The 16180-nt window shown below is 59.4% G+C and carries 19 protein-coding genes; 18 read left to right on the top strand and 1 reads right to left on the bottom strand.

Translation table 11 applies throughout. The features are described 5' to 3' along the window. Window positions 1-176: 176 nt before the first annotated feature. The gene (suhB, locus tag H8F21_RS28290) at window positions 177-995 is read right to left on the bottom strand and encodes a type III secretion system regulator SuhB (protein WP_203482657.1); all 819 of its coding nucleotides are present in this window, start codon (window positions 993-995) and stop codon (window positions 177-179) included. Window positions 996-1140: 145 nt separating this feature from the next. On the opposite strand from suhB, the gene trmJ reads away from it, so the two are divergent. From trmJ to bamB, 18 genes are all read left to right on the top strand, one after another. After that, a complete protein-coding gene (gene trmJ, locus H8F21_RS28285; RefSeq protein ID WP_203482656.1) occupies window positions 1141-1914 on the top strand; it encodes a tRNA (cytosine(32)/uridine(32)-2'-O)-methyltransferase TrmJ in 774 nt (257 codons plus the stop codon). Then, on the top strand, window positions 1915-2697 hold the full coding sequence (gene cysE, locus H8F21_RS28280) for a serine O-acetyltransferase (RefSeq protein ID WP_136478041.1): 783 nt from the start codon (window positions 1915-1917) through the stop codon (window positions 2695-2697). A gap of 153 nt (window positions 2698-2850) precedes the next feature. Continuing rightward, the gene (iscR, locus tag H8F21_RS28275) at window positions 2851-3342 is read left to right on the top strand and encodes a Fe-S cluster assembly transcriptional regulator IscR (RefSeq protein WP_136478040.1); all 492 of its coding nucleotides are present in this window, start codon (window positions 2851-2853) and stop codon (window positions 3340-3342) included. A gap of 42 nt (window positions 3343-3384) precedes the next feature. Further along, window positions 3385-4599 carry an IscS subfamily cysteine desulfurase gene (locus H8F21_RS28270; protein WP_203482655.1) on the top strand — a complete coding sequence of 405 codons (1215 nt, stop codon included), beginning with the start codon at window positions 3385-3387 and terminating at the stop codon, window positions 4597-4599. A gap of 46 nt (window positions 4600-4645) precedes the next feature. Next, on the top strand, window positions 4646-5032 hold the full coding sequence (gene iscU / locus H8F21_RS28265) for a Fe-S cluster assembly scaffold IscU (RefSeq protein WP_002552476.1): 387 nt from the start codon (window positions 4646-4648) through the stop codon (window positions 5030-5032). A 28-nt stretch (window positions 5033-5060) separates the two neighbouring features. Next, complete coding sequence (gene iscA / locus H8F21_RS28260) at window positions 5061-5384, top strand: iron-sulfur cluster assembly protein IscA (protein WP_136478038.1); 324 nt, start codon at window positions 5061-5063, stop codon at window positions 5382-5384. Window positions 5385-5392: 8 nt separating this feature from the next. Further along, the gene (gene hscB / locus H8F21_RS28255) at window positions 5393-5914 is read left to right on the top strand and encodes a co-chaperone HscB (RefSeq protein WP_136478037.1); all 522 of its coding nucleotides are present in this window, start codon (window positions 5393-5395) and stop codon (window positions 5912-5914) included. A gap of 42 nt (window positions 5915-5956) precedes the next feature. Continuing rightward, window positions 5957-7819, top strand: a complete 1863-nt coding sequence (gene hscA / locus H8F21_RS28250) for a Fe-S protein assembly chaperone HscA (protein ID WP_203482653.1) — start codon at window positions 5957-5959, stop codon at window positions 7817-7819. 3 nt (window positions 7820-7822) lie between these two features. Further along, the gene (gene fdx / locus H8F21_RS28245) at window positions 7823-8164 is read left to right on the top strand and encodes an ISC system 2Fe-2S type ferredoxin (protein ID WP_043864467.1); all 342 of its coding nucleotides are present in this window, start codon (window positions 7823-7825) and stop codon (window positions 8162-8164) included. A gap of 12 nt (window positions 8165-8176) precedes the next feature. Further along, entirely contained in the window at window positions 8177-8377 is a 201-nt protein-coding gene (gene iscX, locus H8F21_RS28240; RefSeq protein ID WP_203482652.1) for a Fe-S cluster assembly protein IscX, read from the top strand. Window positions 8378-8468: 91 nt separating this feature from the next. Next, the gene (gene ndk / locus H8F21_RS28235) at window positions 8469-8894 is read left to right on the top strand and encodes a nucleoside-diphosphate kinase (protein WP_136478034.1); all 426 of its coding nucleotides are present in this window, start codon (window positions 8469-8471) and stop codon (window positions 8892-8894) included. A gap of 28 nt (window positions 8895-8922) precedes the next feature. Beyond that, complete coding sequence (gene rlmN, locus H8F21_RS28230; protein ID WP_203482651.1) at window positions 8923-10068, top strand: dual-specificity RNA methyltransferase RlmN; 1146 nt, start codon at window positions 8923-8925, stop codon at window positions 10066-10068. A 13-nt stretch (window positions 10069-10081) separates the two neighbouring features. Next, entirely contained in the window at window positions 10082-10840 is a 759-nt protein-coding gene (pilW, locus tag H8F21_RS28225) for a type IV pilus biogenesis/stability protein PilW (RefSeq protein WP_203482650.1), read from the top strand. Continuing rightward, window positions 10840-11883, top strand: a complete 1044-nt coding sequence (locus tag H8F21_RS28220) for a RodZ domain-containing protein (protein WP_203482649.1) — start codon at window positions 10840-10842, stop codon at window positions 11881-11883. Before pilW ends, H8F21_RS28220 begins: the two co-directional genes overlap by 1 nt. A 3-nt stretch (window positions 11884-11886) precedes the next feature. Then, a complete protein-coding gene (ispG, locus tag H8F21_RS28215) occupies window positions 11887-12996 on the top strand; it encodes a flavodoxin-dependent (E)-4-hydroxy-3-methylbut-2-enyl-diphosphate synthase (protein WP_203482648.1) in 1110 nt (369 codons plus the stop codon). A 24-nt stretch (window positions 12997-13020) separates the two neighbouring features. Beyond that, a complete protein-coding gene (gene hisS, locus H8F21_RS28210) occupies window positions 13021-14310 on the top strand; it encodes a histidine--tRNA ligase (protein ID WP_203482647.1) in 1290 nt (429 codons plus the stop codon). A gap of 39 nt (window positions 14311-14349) precedes the next feature. Then, complete coding sequence (locus H8F21_RS28205; protein ID WP_203482646.1) at window positions 14350-14991, top strand: YfgM family protein; 642 nt, start codon at window positions 14350-14352, stop codon at window positions 14989-14991. Next, window positions 14984-16135 (top strand): outer membrane protein assembly factor BamB, encoded by a 1152-nt coding sequence (gene bamB, locus H8F21_RS28200; protein ID WP_203544081.1) that lies wholly within the window; start codon window positions 14984-14986, stop codon window positions 16133-16135. The genes H8F21_RS28205 and bamB overlap by 8 nt, the downstream gene beginning before the upstream one ends. Window positions 16136-16180: the final 45 nt, after the last annotated feature.

Raw genomic sequence — 16180 nt, 5'->3', positions numbered from 1 at the left:
CAATCTGATCAACCACCGCCAATTTAAAAGACAGTGAGTAATCACGCTGTGTGCGCTTTACACCTTGCTCCATCTGACTCTCCGGAAATTCGGGATGGGAGGTGTAAACCTTATTCAGGACGGGACATCGCCCAAAAAAAAGCCCCGAATAACGGGGCTTTTCTTTGGGGCTTGTCTTAGCGCTTGATCGAGACCGGCAGATGCGGCTGGATAGCGGTCAGAACTGCCTTGAAGCACTTGATGTTGCCAGCAACGATGTGGCCTTTCTCGAGGAAGTCGTGACCACCGGTGAAGTCGCTCACCAGGCCGCCAGCTTCCTGGATCAGCAGCGCGCCTGCAGCCATGTCGTATTCCGACAGGCCCGACTCCCAGAAGGCATCGAAGCGACCTGCGGCCACGTAGGCGAGGTCGAGGCTGGCAGCACCAGCGCGGCGGATGCCGGCGGTTTGGCCAACCAGGGCGCGGAACATGCCCAGGTAGTTGTCCAGGTCAGCCATTTGATTGTCGCGGAACGGGAAGCCGGTACCCAGCAGAGCGCCTTCCAGGCTGGTGCGGGAGCTTACGCGCAGGCGACGGCCGTTGAGTTGCGCGCCACGGCCACGGCTGGCGGTAAATTCTTCCTGGCGGACAGGGTCCAGTACAACGGCGTGCTCAAGGCGGCCGCGGTATTTGCAGGCGATGCTGACAGCAAAGTGCGGAACGCCACGCAGGAAGTTGGTGGTGCCGTCCAGTGGGTCGATGATCCACAGGTAGTCCTTGCCTTCTTCGCCGCTACCAGCGTGCAGGCCGGTTTCTTCACCGTAGATGGAGTGGTTCGGGTATGCCTTGCGCAGGGCATTGATGATGCTCTGCTCAGCCGCGCGATCGACTTCCGAGACGTAATCCTTGGCGTCTTTTTCATCAACCTTGATGGTATCCAGGCGCTCGATGGAGCGGAAAATCAATTCACTGGCGCTGCGGGCGGCGCGCAGCGCGATATTCAGCATGGGCTGCATGGACGTTTCACCTGGGTCGTTAAAGAAAGCCGAACATTCTAACAGAAAACTCTGCGCGCAAAAGAGCGACATTCGCTTTCGTAGCGTAAAGTCGGTGTGTTCTGTAAGATTTGCTCCTTCTTTTCCGTGTCTGTGAGCGCTCGCCTTGCTGCAAAATATTCGTGTTGTTCTGGTCAATACCAGCCACCCCGGCAATATCGGCGGCGCTGCGCGTGCCATGAAAAACATGGGCTTGTCGCGTCTGGTGCTGGTCGATCCGCAGGATTTCCCCTCCCACGAGGCCGATGCCCGTGCGTCGGGTGCCGATGATGTTCTCGGTGGTGCCCAGGTGGTTGCCACCCTTGAGGAAGCGCTGGTCGGTTGCAACCTGGTGTTTGGCACCAGTGCGCGTGAGCGACGCATCCCCTGGCCGTTGGTCGATCCACGCGAATGTGGGGCCAAGGTCATCGAGCATGCTGGCGAGGGCGAAGAGATCGCCCTGGTGTTTGGTCGTGAATATGCCGGCCTGACCAATGAAGAGCTACAGCGCTGTCATTTCCATGTGCACATTCCCTCCAATCCCGACTTCAGTTCGCTGAATCTGGCGGCGGCAGTGCAGGTGCTGGCCTACGAGGTGCGCATGGCTTGGCTGGCCGCTGAGGGGCAGCCATCGAAAGTCGAAAAATTCGAAGTGACTTCGGTGCGCAGTAGCGAACTGGCGACCATGGATGAGATGGAGCTGTTCTATGAGCACCTGGAAAAAACCCTGGTCGACATCGGATTCCTGGATCCGGAAAAGCCCAAGCACCTGATGCCACGGTTGCGTCGGCTGTATGGGCGCAGCTCGGTTAATCGTTCGGAAATGAGTATTTTGCGCGGCATCCTTACGGAAACCCAGAAAGTGGCCCGTGGTGAGCCGCATAAGCGCAAGGATCAGTAAATGTTCGAGCGTCTGCGTGAGGATATCCAAAGCGTTTTCCATCGCGACCCGGCGGCGCGCAATGCCTTTGAGGTGCTGACCTGCTACCCGGGCATGCACGCGATCTGGCTGCATCGGGCGGCGCACGCGCTGTGGAAGCGCGACTGGAAGTGGCTGGCGCGGCTGGTGTCGAATTTCGGCCGTTGGATGACCGGTATCGAGATACACCCGGGTGCCAAGGTCGGTCGGCGCTTCTTCATTGATCATGGCATGGGCATCGTGATCGGTGAAACGGCCGAGATCGGTGATGACGTCACCTTGTACCAGGGCGTGACCCTCGGGGGCACCAGTTGGAACAAGGGTAAGCGCCATCCGACATTGGAAGATGGTGTTGTGGTGGGGGCGGGCGCCAAGGTGCTGGGTCCGTTTACCGTGGGCGCTGGGGCCAAGATCGGTTCCAACGCCGTGGTTACCAAGGCGGTACCGGCAGGTGCTACAGCCGTCGGTATTCCGGGACGAATCATCGTCAAGACCGACGCTGAGGTCGAAGCCAAGCGCAAGGCAATGGCCGAAAAGATCGGTTTCGATGCCTACGGCGTCAGCGAAGACATGCCCGACCCGGTCGCGCGCGCCATTGGTCAGCTTCTCGATCATCTGCAGGCAGTGGACGGCAAGCTGGAAGACATGTGCGGCGCGTTGAAAAATCTTGGCAGTGACTACTGCGCCAAGGACTTGCCGGTATTGCGCGAAGAAGATTTTGCCCAGATCAAGGACGAAGCCCGCAGCGACGCGTCGGCTCATTGATAGAAGGGGCGTGCGCACGCGCCCCTTAGTTTGCTATCATTCGGCCGCCCTCTTGCGGCAAACCCGACTAAAGCACTAGGTCTTATAGTTGACTTAAATGCTCGGGAATTGCATACTCGCTCCCATCCCGTAACCCCGTGGTACCTACTAGCCATGCGACTGACTACAAAAGGCCGATACGCCGTGACCGCCATGCTCGACCTGGCGTTGCACGCGCAGCATGGGCCGGTGTCTCTGGCCGACATTTCCGAGCGCCAAGGCATCTCCCTATCTTATCTGGAGCAGCTATTTGCAAAGCTGCGCCGCAGCAGCCTGGTTTCCAGTGTGCGCGGCCCTGGCGGCGGCTATCAGCTGTCGCGAAGCATGGAGAGCATTCAGGTTGTCCAGGTTATCGACGCGGTCAATGAATCGGTCGACGCAACACGCTGCCAAGGCCTGGGCGATTGTCACGCCGGCGATACCTGCCTGACCCACCACTTGTGGTGTGACCTGAGCCAGCAGATTCACGAGTTTCTCAGCGGCATCAGCCTGGCTGACCTTGTTACTCGCCGTGAGGTACAAGAAGTCGCCCAGCGCCAGGACCTGCGTCGTATAGCAGGTCGGGCACCGCAGCTGGACAAGATTGAGACGTCAGCCGTCGAATGACCGTTTCGACGCGCGGCGCGACCGCCTGATAGGAGATATTCAATGAAGTTGCCGATCTACCTCGATTACTCCGCGACCACACCGGTCGACCCACGCGTTGCCCAGAAGATGAGCGACTGCCTGCTGGTCGATGGAAACTTCGGTAACCCGGCGTCGCGTTCGCACGTGTTTGGCTGGAAAGCCGAAGAAGCGGTCGAGAACGCTCGTCGCCAGGTCGCTGACCTGGTCAATGCCGATCCGCGTGAAATTGTCTGGACCAGCGGTGCTACCGAGTCCGACAACCTGGCAATCAAGGGCGTTGCGCACTTCTATAACACCAAGGGCAAGCACATCATTACCTCCAAGATCGAGCACAAGGCTGTCCTGGACAGCACTCGTCAGCTGGAGCGTGAAGGCTTTGAAGTCACCTATATCGAGCCGGGCGCCGATGGCCTGATCACCCCGGCCATGATCGAAGCTGCCCTGCGTGACGACACCATCCTGGTGTCGATCATGCATGTGAACAACGAAATCGGCACCATCAACGACATCGCTGCCATTGGCGAACTGACCCGCGCACGTGGCGTCATGTTCCACGTCGATGCTGCGCAGTCCACCGGCAAGGTCGAAATCGACCTGCAGAAGCTGAAAGTCGACCTGATGTCGTTCTCTGCGCACAAGACCTACGGTCCCAAAGGCATCGGCGCGCTGTACGTCAGCCGCAAGCCTCGCGTACGCCTGGAAGCCACCATGCACGGCGGCGGTCACGAGCGCGGCATGCGTTCAGGCACCCTGGCTACCCACCAAATCGTTGGCATGGGCGAAGCGTTCGCCATCGCCAAGGAGCAGATGGCCAGCGAAAACGCGCGTATCAAGGCATTGAGCGATCGCTTCTACAAGCAGGTTGAAGGTCTGGAAGAGCTGTACATCAACGGCAGTATGACTGCGCGTATTCCGCACAACCTGAACCTGAGCTTCAACTACGTTGAAGGCGAGTCGTTGATCATGGCCCTCAAGGACCTGGCAGTGTCTTCGGGTTCTGCCTGTACATCGGCATCGCTTGAGCCGTCCTACGTTCTGCGTGCCCTGGGCCGCAACGACGAGCTGGCTCACAGCTCCATCCGCTTCACCTTCGGTCGTTTTACCACCGAAGAAGAAATCGACTACGCCGCGCAGAAGGTGTGCGAGGCCGTAACCAAGCTGCGCGAACTGTCGCCGCTGTGGGATATGTACAAAGACGGCGTCGACATCTCCAAGATTGAGTGGGCTGCGCACTAAGTAGTCGCCGGCAAGAGCGGCTCTCTGATGAGGAAGGAATTGCACCATGGCATACAGTGAAAAGGTCATCGACCACTACGAAAACCCACGTAACGTCGGCAAAATGAATGCCGAAGATCCGGATGTCGGCACCGGCATGGTCGGCGCCCCGGCGTGTGGTGATGTGATGCGTCTGCAAATCAAGGTTAACGAGCAGGGCGTCATTGAAGATGCCAAGTTCAAGACCTATGGCTGTGGTTCGGCCATCGCCTCCAGCTCCCTGGCCACCGAGTGGATGAAGGGTAAGACGCTGGACGAAGCCGAAACCATCAAGAACACCCAGCTGGCCGAAGAACTGGCGTTGCCGCCAGTGAAAATCCACTGCTCGGTACTCGCTGAGGACGCCATCAAGGCAGCCGTACGCGATTACAAGCAGAAGAAAGGTTTGCTCTAAGTTCGCCTGTTGCAGGTAAGGAGTCTCGATGGCTATCAGCATGACAGAAGCCGCCGCCAACCACGTGCGGCGCTCTCTTGACGGACGCGGCAAAGGTGTTGGTATTCGCCTTGGCGTGCGTACCACCGGCTGCTCGGGTCTGGCCTATGTGCTGGAATTCGTCGATCAGCCAGACGACGAGGATCAAGTGTTCGAGAGTCATGGCGAAAAGGTCATTATCGACCCGAAAAGCCTGTCCTATCTCGACGGCACCGAACTGGATTTCGTCAAGGAAGGGTTGAACGAAGGCTTCAAGTTCAACAACCCCAACGTGCGCGGTGAGTGTGGCTGCGGCGAAAGCTTCAACGTTTGAGGCTGCGCGTGGGTACTCCTTGTCATTTCGCCCTGTTTGACCTGCAACCTGGCTTCCGCCTGGACCTCGACAAGTTGGCCGTTCGTTATCGCGAACTGGCCCGCGAGGTTCATCCGGATCGCTTCGCCGATGCCTCCGAACGTGAACAGCGCGTTGCGCTGGAGCGTTCGGCTGCGCTGAACGAGGCTTACCAGACGCTAAAGAGCGCGCCCCGGCGTGCCCGCTACCTGTTGGCTATCAGCGGCGCCGAAGTGCCGCAGGAAGTCACTGTCCATGATCCCGAGTTTCTGTTTCAGCAGATGCAATTGCGTGAAGAGCTCGAAGATCTTCAAGACAGTGCCGACCTTGATGGCGTCGCTGCTTTCAAGCGCCGCTTGAAAGTCGCCCAGGAAGCGCTCAACGAGGACTTCGCCGCCTGCTGGAATGATCCTGCGCAGCGCGAACAGGCCGAGCGCCTGATGCGCCGCATGCAGTTTCTGGAAAAGCTCGCCTATGAAGTGCGCCAGCTGGAAGAGCGCCTCGACGATTAACCCGGCGCTGCCTTTGGCGGCGCCCCTGGTATTCAGATAAGCATGGCCCTACTGCAGATCGCCGAACCCGGTCAGAGCCCTCAACCGCACCAGCGCCGCCTGGCGGTGGGCATTGACCTTGGTACCACCAACTCCCTGGTTGCCGCCCTGCGCAGCGGCCGTAGCGAGCCCCTGCCCGACGCCCAAGGCCAGGTCATCCTGCCTTCGGCGGTGCGTTATCACGCCGACCATATCGATGTCGGCCAGGTGGCGCGCGACGCTGCTGCTCGCGACCCGCTTAACACTGTCCTGTCGGTCAAGCGTCTGATGGGCCGTGGCCTGGCGGACGTGAAACAGCTGGGTGAGCAGCTTCCGTATCGGTTTGTGGGCGGTGAGTCGCACATGCCGTTCATCGACACTATCCAGGGCCCGAAAAGCCCGGTGGAAGTCTCGGCGGATATCCTCAAAGCGCTGCGTCAGCGGGCCGAAGAGACTCTTGGTGGCGAACTGGTGGGTGCGGTCATCACTGTACCCGCCTATTTCGACGACGCTCAGCGTCAGGCCACCAAGGATGCCGCGCGTCTGGCCGGGCTGAATGTGTTGCGCCTGCTCAATGAGCCGACCGCGGCAGCTGTGGCGTACGGTCTGGACCAGAACGCCGAAGGCGTGGTGGCCATCTATGATCTGGGTGGCGGCACCTTCGATATTTCGATCCTGCGCCTGACGGGCGGCGTGTTCGAGGTATTGGCTACGGGTGGTGATACCGCCCTGGGTGGTGACGACTTCGATTACGCAATTGCCAATTGGATTGTCGAGCAGGCCGGCCTTTCTTCGAATCTCGATCCAGGCGCTCAGCGCGAACTGTTGCAAACCGCTTGTGCCGCCAAGGAAGCCCTTACCACTGCCGATTCGGTTCCTGTCGCCTATGGCAGCTGGCAGGCCGAACTGACCCGCAGTGCCTTCGATGCCCTCATCGAGCCGATGATCGCCCGTAGCCTCAAGGCCTGCCGTCGCGCGGTGCGCGACAGCGGTGTCGAGCTCGAAGAAGTGGGCGCCGTGGTCATGGTGGGTGGTTCGACCCGCGTTCCACGTGTGCGCGAGGCCGTAGGTACGCTGTTTGGTCGTACTCCGCTGACCGAGATCGACCCGGATCAGGTTGTGGCCATCGGTGCTGCAATCCAGGCTGATACCTTGGCCGGCAACCGTCGCGATGGCGGCGAGCTGCTTTTGCTTGACGTAATTCCGCTGTCCCTGGGGCTGGAAACCATGGGCGGACTGATGGAGAAGGTGATTCCGCGCAACACCACCATTCCAGTTGCCCGTGCCCAGGAGTTCACCACCTACAAGGATGGTCAGTCGGCCATGATGATTCACGTGCTGCAAGGCGAGCGTGAACTGATCAGCGACTGCCGTTCCCTGGCGCGCTTCGAATTGCGTGGTATTCCGGCCATGGTGGCGGGTGCTGCAAAAATTCGCGTGACGTTCCAGGTTGACGCCGATGGCCTGCTCAGCGTTTCCGCGCGTGAACTGGGTTCGGGTGTGGAGTCGAGCATTCAGGTCAAGCCGTCCTATGGCCTGACCGACGGCGAAATCGCCCGGATGCTCAAGGATTCCTTCGAGCATGCCGGTTTCGACAAAGTTGCCCGCCAGCTGCGCGAGCACCAGGTTGATGCCGAGCGCCTGCTCGAAGCGGTCCAGGGTGCCCTGGATGCAGACGGTGAGCGCTTGCTTGACGCCGAAGAGCGTCTGGCTATCGAACAACAGATGCAAGACTTGCGTGATTTGATCAACGGCACCGATGGCGCTGCCATCGAGCAACAGACCAAACGTCTGTCGCAGGTGACCGATGCCTTTGCCGCCCGTCGCCTTGATTCGACGGTAAAAGCCGCGTTGGCCGGGCGCAACCTGAATGAGATCGAGGAATAACAGATGCCGCAGGTGATTTTTCTGCCCCATGAGAAGTTCTGCCCGGATGGCATGGTCGTAGAGGCCGAGACGGGCAAGTCCATTCTTGAAGTGGCACATGACAACCACATCGAGATCGAAAGCGCCTGCGGCGGCGTCTGCGCCTGCACCACCTGTCACTGCGTCATTCGCGAAGGTTTCAATTCGCTCAATGAAGCCGACGAGTTGGAAGAGGACTATCTGGACCGCGCTTGGGGCCTGGAGCCGACGTCGCGCCTGACGTGTCAGGCCAAGGTCGGCACCGAAGACGTGACCGTCGAGATTCCCAAGTACTCCCTCAACCACGCTGCTGAAGCGCCGCATTGATCTGGAGCTGACATGAGCCTGAAATGGGTTGATGTACTTGAAATTGCAATCCAGCTTGCCGAAAGCAAGCCGGAAGTCGATCCTCGTTATGTGAACTTCGTCGATCTGCACCAGTGGGTGCTGGCATTGCCGGAATTCAATGACGATCCTAGCCGGGGTGGCGAGAAGGTTCTCGAAGCCATCCAGGCGGCCTGGATCGACGAAGCCGACTGAGCGCACTCGGCAGGTTAGGCAATCCCCCAGAACCCGCGTATAATTCGCGGGTTTAATTTTTCGCATCACTCAACGTTTCTGGAGTTTCACCATGGCTGTTCAACGTACTTTCTCCATCATCAAGCCTGACGCCGTTGCCAAGAACGTGATCGGCAAGATCACCACTCGCTTCGAAGAAGCCGGCCTGAAAATCGTTGCCTCGAAACTGAAGCAACTGTCCAAAGCCGAAGCAGAAGGCTTCTACGCCGAGCACAAAGAGCGCGGTTTCTTCGGTGACCTGGTTGCTTTCATGATCTCCGGTCCAGTTGTTGTTCAGGTTCTGGAAGGCGAAAACGCTATCGCTCTGAACCGTGAGCTGATGGGCGCTACCAACCCTAAAGAAGCTGCTGCCGGCACCATCCGTGCTGACTTCGCCGAGTCCATCGACGCCAACGCCGTTCACGGTTCGGACTCCGAAGCCGCTGCTGCTCGCGAAATCGCTTACTTCTTCGCAGCTACCGAGGTAACCACTCGCTAAGCGAAAGCTTACGGGTGAGGGTGAATCCATGACGACATCGACTGGTAAAACTAACCTGTTGGGGCTTACCCAACCGGAAATGGAAAAATTCTTCGACTCTATCGGGGAGAAGCGTTTCCGTGCCGGTCAGGTAATGAAATGGATTCACCACTTTGGTGTCGATGATTTCGACGCCATGACGAATGTCGGCAAGGCCCTGCGCGAAAAGCTCAAGGCTGTTGCCGAGATTCGCGGTCCGGAAGTGGTCAGCGAGGACATCTCCAGCGACGGCACCCGTAAATGGGTGGTGCGTGTGGCGTCCGGCAGCTGTGTCGAGACCGTGTACATTCCCCAGGGTAAACGTGGCACGCTGTGTGTCTCGTCTCAGGCCGGTTGTGCCCTGGACTGCAGCTTCTGCTCCACCGGCAAGCAAGGATTCAATAGCAACCTCACCGCCGCCGAAGTCATCGGTCAGGTGTGGATTGCCAACAAGTCGTTCGGCAGTATTCCAGCTACCATCGACCGCGCCATCACCAACGTGGTGATGATGGGCATGGGTGAGCCGCTGCTCAACTTCGATAACGTCGTCGCTGCCATGCACCTGATGATGGACGACCTCGGCTATGGCATTTCCAAGCGCCGGGTGACGCTGTCCACCTCCGGCGTGGTTCCGATGATCGAAGAACTGGCCAAGCACATCGACGTCTCCCTGGCTCTGTCGCTGCACGCGCCAAACGACGCGCTGCGCAACGAACTGGTGCCGATCAACAAGAAGTACCCGCTCAAGGTCCTGCTCGAGGCGTGCATGAACTACATGTCGCAGTTGGGCGAAAAGCGCGTGCTGACCATTGAGTACACGCTGCTCAAGGACGTCAACGACAAGCTCGAACACGCCGTGGAAATGGCCGAGTTGCTCAAGAATGTTCCATGCAAAATCAACCTGATTCCGTTCAACCCGTTTCCGCATTCCGGGTACGAGCGGCCGAGTAACAATGCCATTCGTCGCTTCCAGGATCACCTGCATCACGCCGGCTACAACGTAACCGTGCGCACCACCCGTGGTGAAGATATCGATGCTGCATGCGGTCAATTGGTCGGTCAGGTGATGGACCGCACCCGCCGTAGCGAGCGTTATATCGCCGTGCGTCAGTTGAACGCTGACGGCGATATGCAAGATAGCGCTGCTCGGAACTGAAGAGAGGAACTCCATGACTTTGCGCGTCGCGCTGTCGATCCTGTCGCTCGCCCTGCTTGCAGGTTGCGTGTCCGGCGGGAGTACGGACGCGCTGGCGAGCCGCGAAGGGCGGGCGCAGGCTGGCAAGGCTTACGTGCAGTTGGGGTTGGGTTATTTGCAACAAGGTTTGACCGAGCAGGCCATGGGGCCATTGAAAAAAGCGCTTGATCTCAATAGCCAGGATGCCGCAGCACATGCGGCCCTGGCTTTGGTCTATCAGGCGCAGGACGAACCGGGGTTGGCCGACACGCATTATCTGAAGGCTCTGGCCAGCACCCCAGGCGACGCGCGGATTCAAAACAACTACGGCAGTTTTCTGTATGCCCAGGGGCAATACGCCCAGGCGCAGAAGATGTTTGCCCAAGCGGCGGCCGATACCCTGTATCCTGAGCGTTCACGAGTATTTGAAAGCCTCGGCTTGACCGCTCTGCGGCTTGGCCAGCGCGACCAGGCGCAGGAATACCTGGTAAAAGCATTGCGACTCAACCAGAAGCAGCCACGCGCGTTGCTGGAAATGGCTGAGTTGTCTTACGAAGACAGGCATTATGTGCCGGCCCGTGACTACTACGATCGTTTCAGCCAGCTGAGCGACCACGGTGCCCGTAGCTTGCTGCTGGGCAGTCGCCTGGCCAATGTCTTCGAAGAACGGAACAAGGCCGCCGATCTGGGCCTGCAATTACAACGACTTTATCCCGGTACGCCGGAATATCAGCAATACCTGTCGGAGCAATGATGAAAGCGGCGCATCCCGAAGTAGCAGCAGCGACTCGCGAGAACCCAGGTGAGACTTTGCGTCAGGCCCGTGAAAGCAGGGGTTGGTCGCAGGCCGAAGTGGCCCAGAAGCTGAACCTGACCGTGAGTTCATTGAACAACCTTGAATCCGGGGCCTTCGACAAGCTACCCGGGCACACTTTTGCCCGCGGTTATATCCGTGCCTATGCAAAGTTGCTGGGCATGGACCAGGCCGTTTTGGTGCAGGCGTTCGACCAGTGCACCGGGACGCACGCCCAGGGCAGCGACGTTCACGCCCTTGGGCGTATCGAAGAACCGGTGCGCCTGTCACACAATATCTTGCGCGTCGTCAGTCTGCTATTGCTGGTGGTGGTGATCGGCGGTGGCTTTTTCTGGTGGCAAGACCAAAGCAGCCAGCGCAGCAAAGACCTGGTTAATATGGCGCTTGAACACGTCGAGGTCGAAAGCGCTGATGGCACCACGCAGATCCATCCGCTGGACGAGCCTGAAGACCAGGCCGTCGACGCTGCTCAGCAACCGCAAAGTACACCACTGAATCTGGAACAGACGCCGGCGGCCACCGAGTTGGCCGACTCCGGCCCGGCCTCGCCAGCGAGTCCAAGCACTCCGGTTGCCCCTGTCGTGCCGCCGGTCAATAGCGCCGTGTCACCAAGCACGCCGGTAGCTACAGTTCCAGCGCCCGCACCTGCGGCTGTTGCTCCGGTTGCTCCGGTTGTAGCGGCAACTGCGACTGCTCCTGCAGTTACACCTGCACCTGAGACCACCACCGCACCTGTTGCCGGTAGTGGCAAGTTGCACATGCAATTCAACGCCGATTGCTGGACTTCGGTCACCGACGGCAATGGCAAGGTGCTGTTCAGCGCCATCAAGCGCAAGGGCGACAGCCTGGACCTGACCGGCAAGCCGCCGTTTGCGGTACGCCTGGGCTTTGCCCGAGGCGTTCAGGTCAGCTACAACGGTCAGCCTGTCGACGTTGCGCCGTTCACCAGTGGCGAGACTGCTCGCCTGAAGTTGGGACAATAAGTCATGCACGGCGAATCACCGATCAAGCGTCGCGAATCCCGCAAAATCTGGGTGGGTAATGTACCTGTCGGCGGCGATGCCCCTATCGCCGTCCAGAGTATGACCAACACCGACACCAATGACGTTGCTGCAACCGTGGGGCAGATCAACCGCCTGGTCGACGCCGGCGTTGATATCGTCCGTATTTCGGTACCGGACATGGATGCGGCAGAAGCCTTTGGCCGGATCAAGCAGCAGGTCAGCGTGCCACTGGTCGCTGATATCCACTTTGACTACCGCATCGCACTGCGTGTGGCTGAGCTGGGTGTCGACTGCCTGCGCATCAACCCGGGCAACATCGGTCGCGAAGACCGTGTACGTGCAGTAGTCGATGCTGCTCGTGACCGCGGTATTCCGATCCGCATCGGCGTCAACGCCGGTTCCCTGGAAAAAGACCTGCAAAAAAAATACGGCGAGCCGACCCCAGCAGCGCTGGTCGAATCGGCCATGCGCCATGTCGAGCACCTCGACCGCCTGGACTTCCAGGACTTCAAGGTCAGCGTCAAGGCCTCCGACGTATTCATGGCGGTTGAAGCCTACCGTCTTCTGGCCAAGCAGATCGTGCAGCCGCTGCACCTGGGTATCACCGAAGCCGGCGGGCTGCGTTCAGGTACGGTGAAATCCGCTGTTGGCCTCGGTATGCTGCTTGCCGAAGGGATTGGCGATACTATTCGCATTTCGTTGGCGGCAGACCCGGTAGAGGAAGTGAAGGTCGGTTACGACATCCTCAAGTCCTTGCACCTGCGTTCGCGTGGCATCAACTTCATCGCCTGCCCGAGCTGCTCGCGGCAGAACTTCGATGTGGTGAAAACCATGAACGAGCTGGAAGGACGCCTGGAAGACCTTTTGGTACCAATGGACGTGGCCGTGATCGGCTGTGTGGTCAACGGTCCGGGCGAAGCCAAGGAAGCCCACGTAGGGCTGACCGGTGGTACGCCGAACCTGATCTACATCGATGGCAAGCCAGCGCAGAAACTGACCAATGACAACCTGGTCGATGAGCTCGAACGACTCATCCGCCAGAAAGCGGCCGAAAAAGCCGAAGCCGACGCGATGTTGATCGCGCGTGGCTGACCACCAGATTCGTAAGGATTTTCCGTGAGTAAATCGCTGCAAGCCATTCGTGGCATGAACGACATCCTGCCCGAGCAGACACCGCTGTGGCGCTATTTCGAAAGCTCTGTCGCCGGTCTGCTGGACACCTACGGTTATCGTCAGATTCGCACGCCGATCGTTGAGTTCACCGAGCTGTTCAAACGCTCGATTGGTGAAGTCACCGACATCGTCGAAAAAGAAATGTACACATTCGCCGACCGCAACGGTGACTCGCTGACCCTGCGTCCGGAAGGCACCGCAGCCTGCGTACGCGCGGTGCTCGAACACGGTATCAGCGGTGGTGGCCAAGTACAGAAGCTCTGGTACATCGGCCAGATGTTCCGCCACGAGCGTCCGCAAAAAGGCCGCTATCGCCAGTTCAACCAGATCGGGGTTGAGGTCTTCAACCTCGACGGTCCAGACATCGATGCCGAGTTGATCGTGCTCACCTGGCGCCTGTGGGGCCTGCTGGGCATTCGCGATGCAGTCAAGCTCGAGCTCAACAGCCTGGGCACCAGCGAAGCCCGTGCCCGCTACCGTGATGCGCTGGTCGAGTTCCTCTCGGCGCGTCTGGAGCAACTGGACGAAGACAGCCAGCGTCGCCTGAAGACCAACCCGCTGCGTATCCTCGACAGCAAGGACGCCAATACCCAGGCAGTCCTGGTTGGCGCGCCGAAGCTTGAAGACTACCTGGACGAAGAGTCGCGGGTGCATTTCGAAGGTTTGAAAGCACGTCTGGATGCCGCCGGCATTCCGTTCGTGATCAATACCAAGCTGGTACGTGGCCTGGACTATTACAGCAAGACCGTATTTGAGTGGGTCACCGACAAGCTCGGTTCCCAAGGTACTGTCTGCGCCGGCGGTCGTTATGATGGCCTGGTCGAGCAGATGGGTGGCAAGCCAACCCCAGGCGTCGGTTTCGCCATGGGTATCGAGCGCCTTATCCTGCTGCTGGAAACCCTGGAGCAAATTCCCGAATCGATCAATCGTCAAGTCGACGTCTACCTGTGCGCCTTCGGTGAGCAGGCAGAGCTGGCCGGCCTGGCCTTGAGCGAGCGTCTGCGTGATCGCCTGCCCGGCCTGCGTCTGCAGGTAAACGCCGGTGCCGGCAGCTTCAAGAGTCAGTTCAAGAAGGCCGACAAGAGCAACGCTCTGTTTGCCTTGATCCTGGGGGACGACGAACTGGCGCAACAAGTGGTAGGTTTCAAACCCCTGCGTGGCCAGGGCGAACAACAAAACATTGCCTGGGATGCTCTGGCAGAGCACCTGGAAGCTTCCCTCGCGCAGGCGTGAAGCGAGTCAACAGCCGATTTGGTGAAAAGGAGTATTGGGGTGTCGAGTACCGATGATGAACAGCTGGCAGCATTCAAGGACTGGTGGCAGCGTAACGGCAAGCCACTGGTAACCGGCGGCCTGCTGGCACTGGTGATAGTGTTCGGCTGGCAAGCCTTCCAGAAGTACCAGGGCAACCAGTCACAAGGTGCCTCGAACCTCTATCAGGCCCTGCTGGAAACGACTTTGACGCCTAGCGGCGAACCGGATGCGGCCAAGGTCGCCGAGCTGTCCGGCAAGCTCAAGAACGAGTATGGCGGTTCTGCCTACGCGCAGTACGGCAGCCTGTTCGTGGCCAAGGTCGCCGTGGAGTCGGGCAAGCTGGAAGACGCTGCCGCCGAGCTCAAGTCGATCGTGGACAAGCCAGCTGACGCTACTCTGGGCGAAATCGCCCGTCAGCGCCTGGCCCGGGTCCTGGCAGCCCAGGCCAAGGTCGATGAGGCCCTGAAACTTCTGGACGGCGATGCCGACAAGGCATTCCTGGCCAGCCGTGAAGAACTCAAGGGTGATCTGCTGGTGCAGTTGGGTCGTGCTGCTGATGCTCATACTGCTTACGAAAAGGCCAAGGCCGCGCTGTCTGATGACGCCGCGATCGGTGGTTTGCAACTCAAGCTCGACGACCTGGCCAAAGGGGATGCGTGACGTGATCGGTTGGAAACATGCAGCAGTGCTGACCCTGGCCCTTCTGGCCGTGGGTTGCAGCAGCAACAGCAAAAAGGAATTGCCCCCGGCCGAGCTGACCAAGTTCACCGAAGAGGTTGTCCTCAAGAAGCAGTGGAGCCGCTCGATCGGTGACGGTCAGGGCGACTCCTTCAATATGCTGGTTCCGGCGATCGAGAACGATCGCATCTACGCCGCTGATGTTACCGGCGTGGTAATGGCCATGGATCGCAACAACGGCGACGTGGCTTGGAAGAAGGATCTTGACCTGCCTGTTTCCGGCGCCGTTGGCGTGGGTTACGGGATGGTCATGCTGGGTACGCTCAAGGGCGAAGTCATCGCTCTGGACGCGATCACCGGTGAAGAGCGTTGGCGCTCGCGCGTGACCAGTGAGGTTCTGGCACCACCTGCCACCAATGGCGACGTAGTGGTGGTACAGACCCAGGATGACCGTGTGATTGGCCTGGATGCCAGCACCGGAGATCGTCGCTGGATCTATGAGAGCACTCCAGCAGTACTGACACTGCGTGGTACAGGCGCCCCGATTGTTACCAATCACCTGGCGGTCGCCGGGCTGTCGACCGGTAAGGTCGTTGCCCTGGACACCCGCAATGGTGTTCCGGTCTGGGAACAGCGTGTGGCAATCCCGCAAGGTCGCTCGGAGCTTGATCGCGTTGTCGATATCGACGGCGGTCTGTTGTTGTCTGGCGGTACCTTGTACGTAGCTAGCTATCAGGGTCGGGTTGCCGGCCTGGACCTGGAAAGCGGCCGTGTGATGTGGCAGCGTGATGCTTCCAGCTACACCGGTGTGGCCCAGGGTTTCGGTAACGTCTACGTAAGCCTGGCTTCGGGTACCGTGGAAGGCATCGATGAACGCTCATCGAGCGCACTGTGGAGCAACGATTCTCTGGCGCGTCGTCAACTGTCGGCACCGGAAGTGTTCTCCAGCTATGTAGCCGTAGGTGACCTGGAAGGTTACCTGCACCTGCTCAGCCAGGTCGACGGTCGCTTTGTCGGTCGTGAACGTATCGACAGCGATGGCCTGCGTGCCCGTCCGCTGGTGGTGGGTGACACCATCTATGTGTACGGCAACAGCGGCAAGCTCGAGGCGCTGACTATCCGCTGAGGCTATGCTTGAGGCCATGCAGGCCTCGGGCTGCGGCACTTTGGG

Source organism: Pseudomonas arcuscaelestis (assembly GCF_016881005.1).
GTDB lineage: Bacteria > Pseudomonadota > Gammaproteobacteria > Pseudomonadales > Pseudomonadaceae > Aquipseudomonas > Aquipseudomonas arcuscaelestis.
This window is presented reverse-complemented; position numbering and strand designations above follow the sequence as displayed.

Coding starts and splice junctions, on each gene's coding strand:
- suhB (WP_203482657.1), bottom strand. CDS start 995: ATGCAGCCCATGCTGAATATCGCGCTGCGCGCCGCCCGCAGCGCCAGT.
- cysE (WP_136478041.1), top strand. CDS start 1,915: ATGTTCGAGCGTCTGCGTGAGGATATCCAAAGCGTTTTCCATCGCGAC.
- iscR (WP_136478040.1), top strand. CDS start 2,851: ATGCGACTGACTACAAAAGGCCGATACGCCGTGACCGCCATGCTCGAC.
- H8F21_RS28270 (WP_203482655.1), top strand. CDS start 3,385: ATGAAGTTGCCGATCTACCTCGATTACTCCGCGACCACACCGGTCGAC.
- iscU (WP_002552476.1), top strand. CDS start 4,646: ATGGCATACAGTGAAAAGGTCATCGACCACTACGAAAACCCACGTAAC.
- iscA (WP_136478038.1), top strand. CDS start 5,061: ATGGCTATCAGCATGACAGAAGCCGCCGCCAACCACGTGCGGCGCTCT.
- hscA (WP_203482653.1), top strand. CDS start 5,957: ATGGCCCTACTGCAGATCGCCGAACCCGGTCAGAGCCCTCAACCGCAC.
- fdx (WP_043864467.1), top strand. CDS start 7,823: ATGCCGCAGGTGATTTTTCTGCCCCATGAGAAGTTCTGCCCGGATGGC.
- iscX (WP_203482652.1), top strand. CDS start 8,177: ATGAGCCTGAAATGGGTTGATGTACTTGAAATTGCAATCCAGCTTGCC.
- ndk (WP_136478034.1), top strand. CDS start 8,469: ATGGCTGTTCAACGTACTTTCTCCATCATCAAGCCTGACGCCGTTGCC.
- rlmN (WP_203482651.1), top strand. CDS start 8,923: ATGACGACATCGACTGGTAAAACTAACCTGTTGGGGCTTACCCAACCG.
- pilW (WP_203482650.1), top strand. CDS start 10,082: ATGACTTTGCGCGTCGCGCTGTCGATCCTGTCGCTCGCCCTGCTTGCA.
- H8F21_RS28220 (WP_203482649.1), top strand. CDS start 10,840: ATGAAAGCGGCGCATCCCGAAGTAGCAGCAGCGACTCGCGAGAACCCA.
- ispG (WP_203482648.1), top strand. CDS start 11,887: ATGCACGGCGAATCACCGATCAAGCGTCGCGAATCCCGCAAAATCTGG.
- bamB (WP_203544081.1), top strand. CDS start 14,984: ATGCGTGACGTGATCGGTTGGAAACATGCAGCAGTGCTGACCCTGGCC.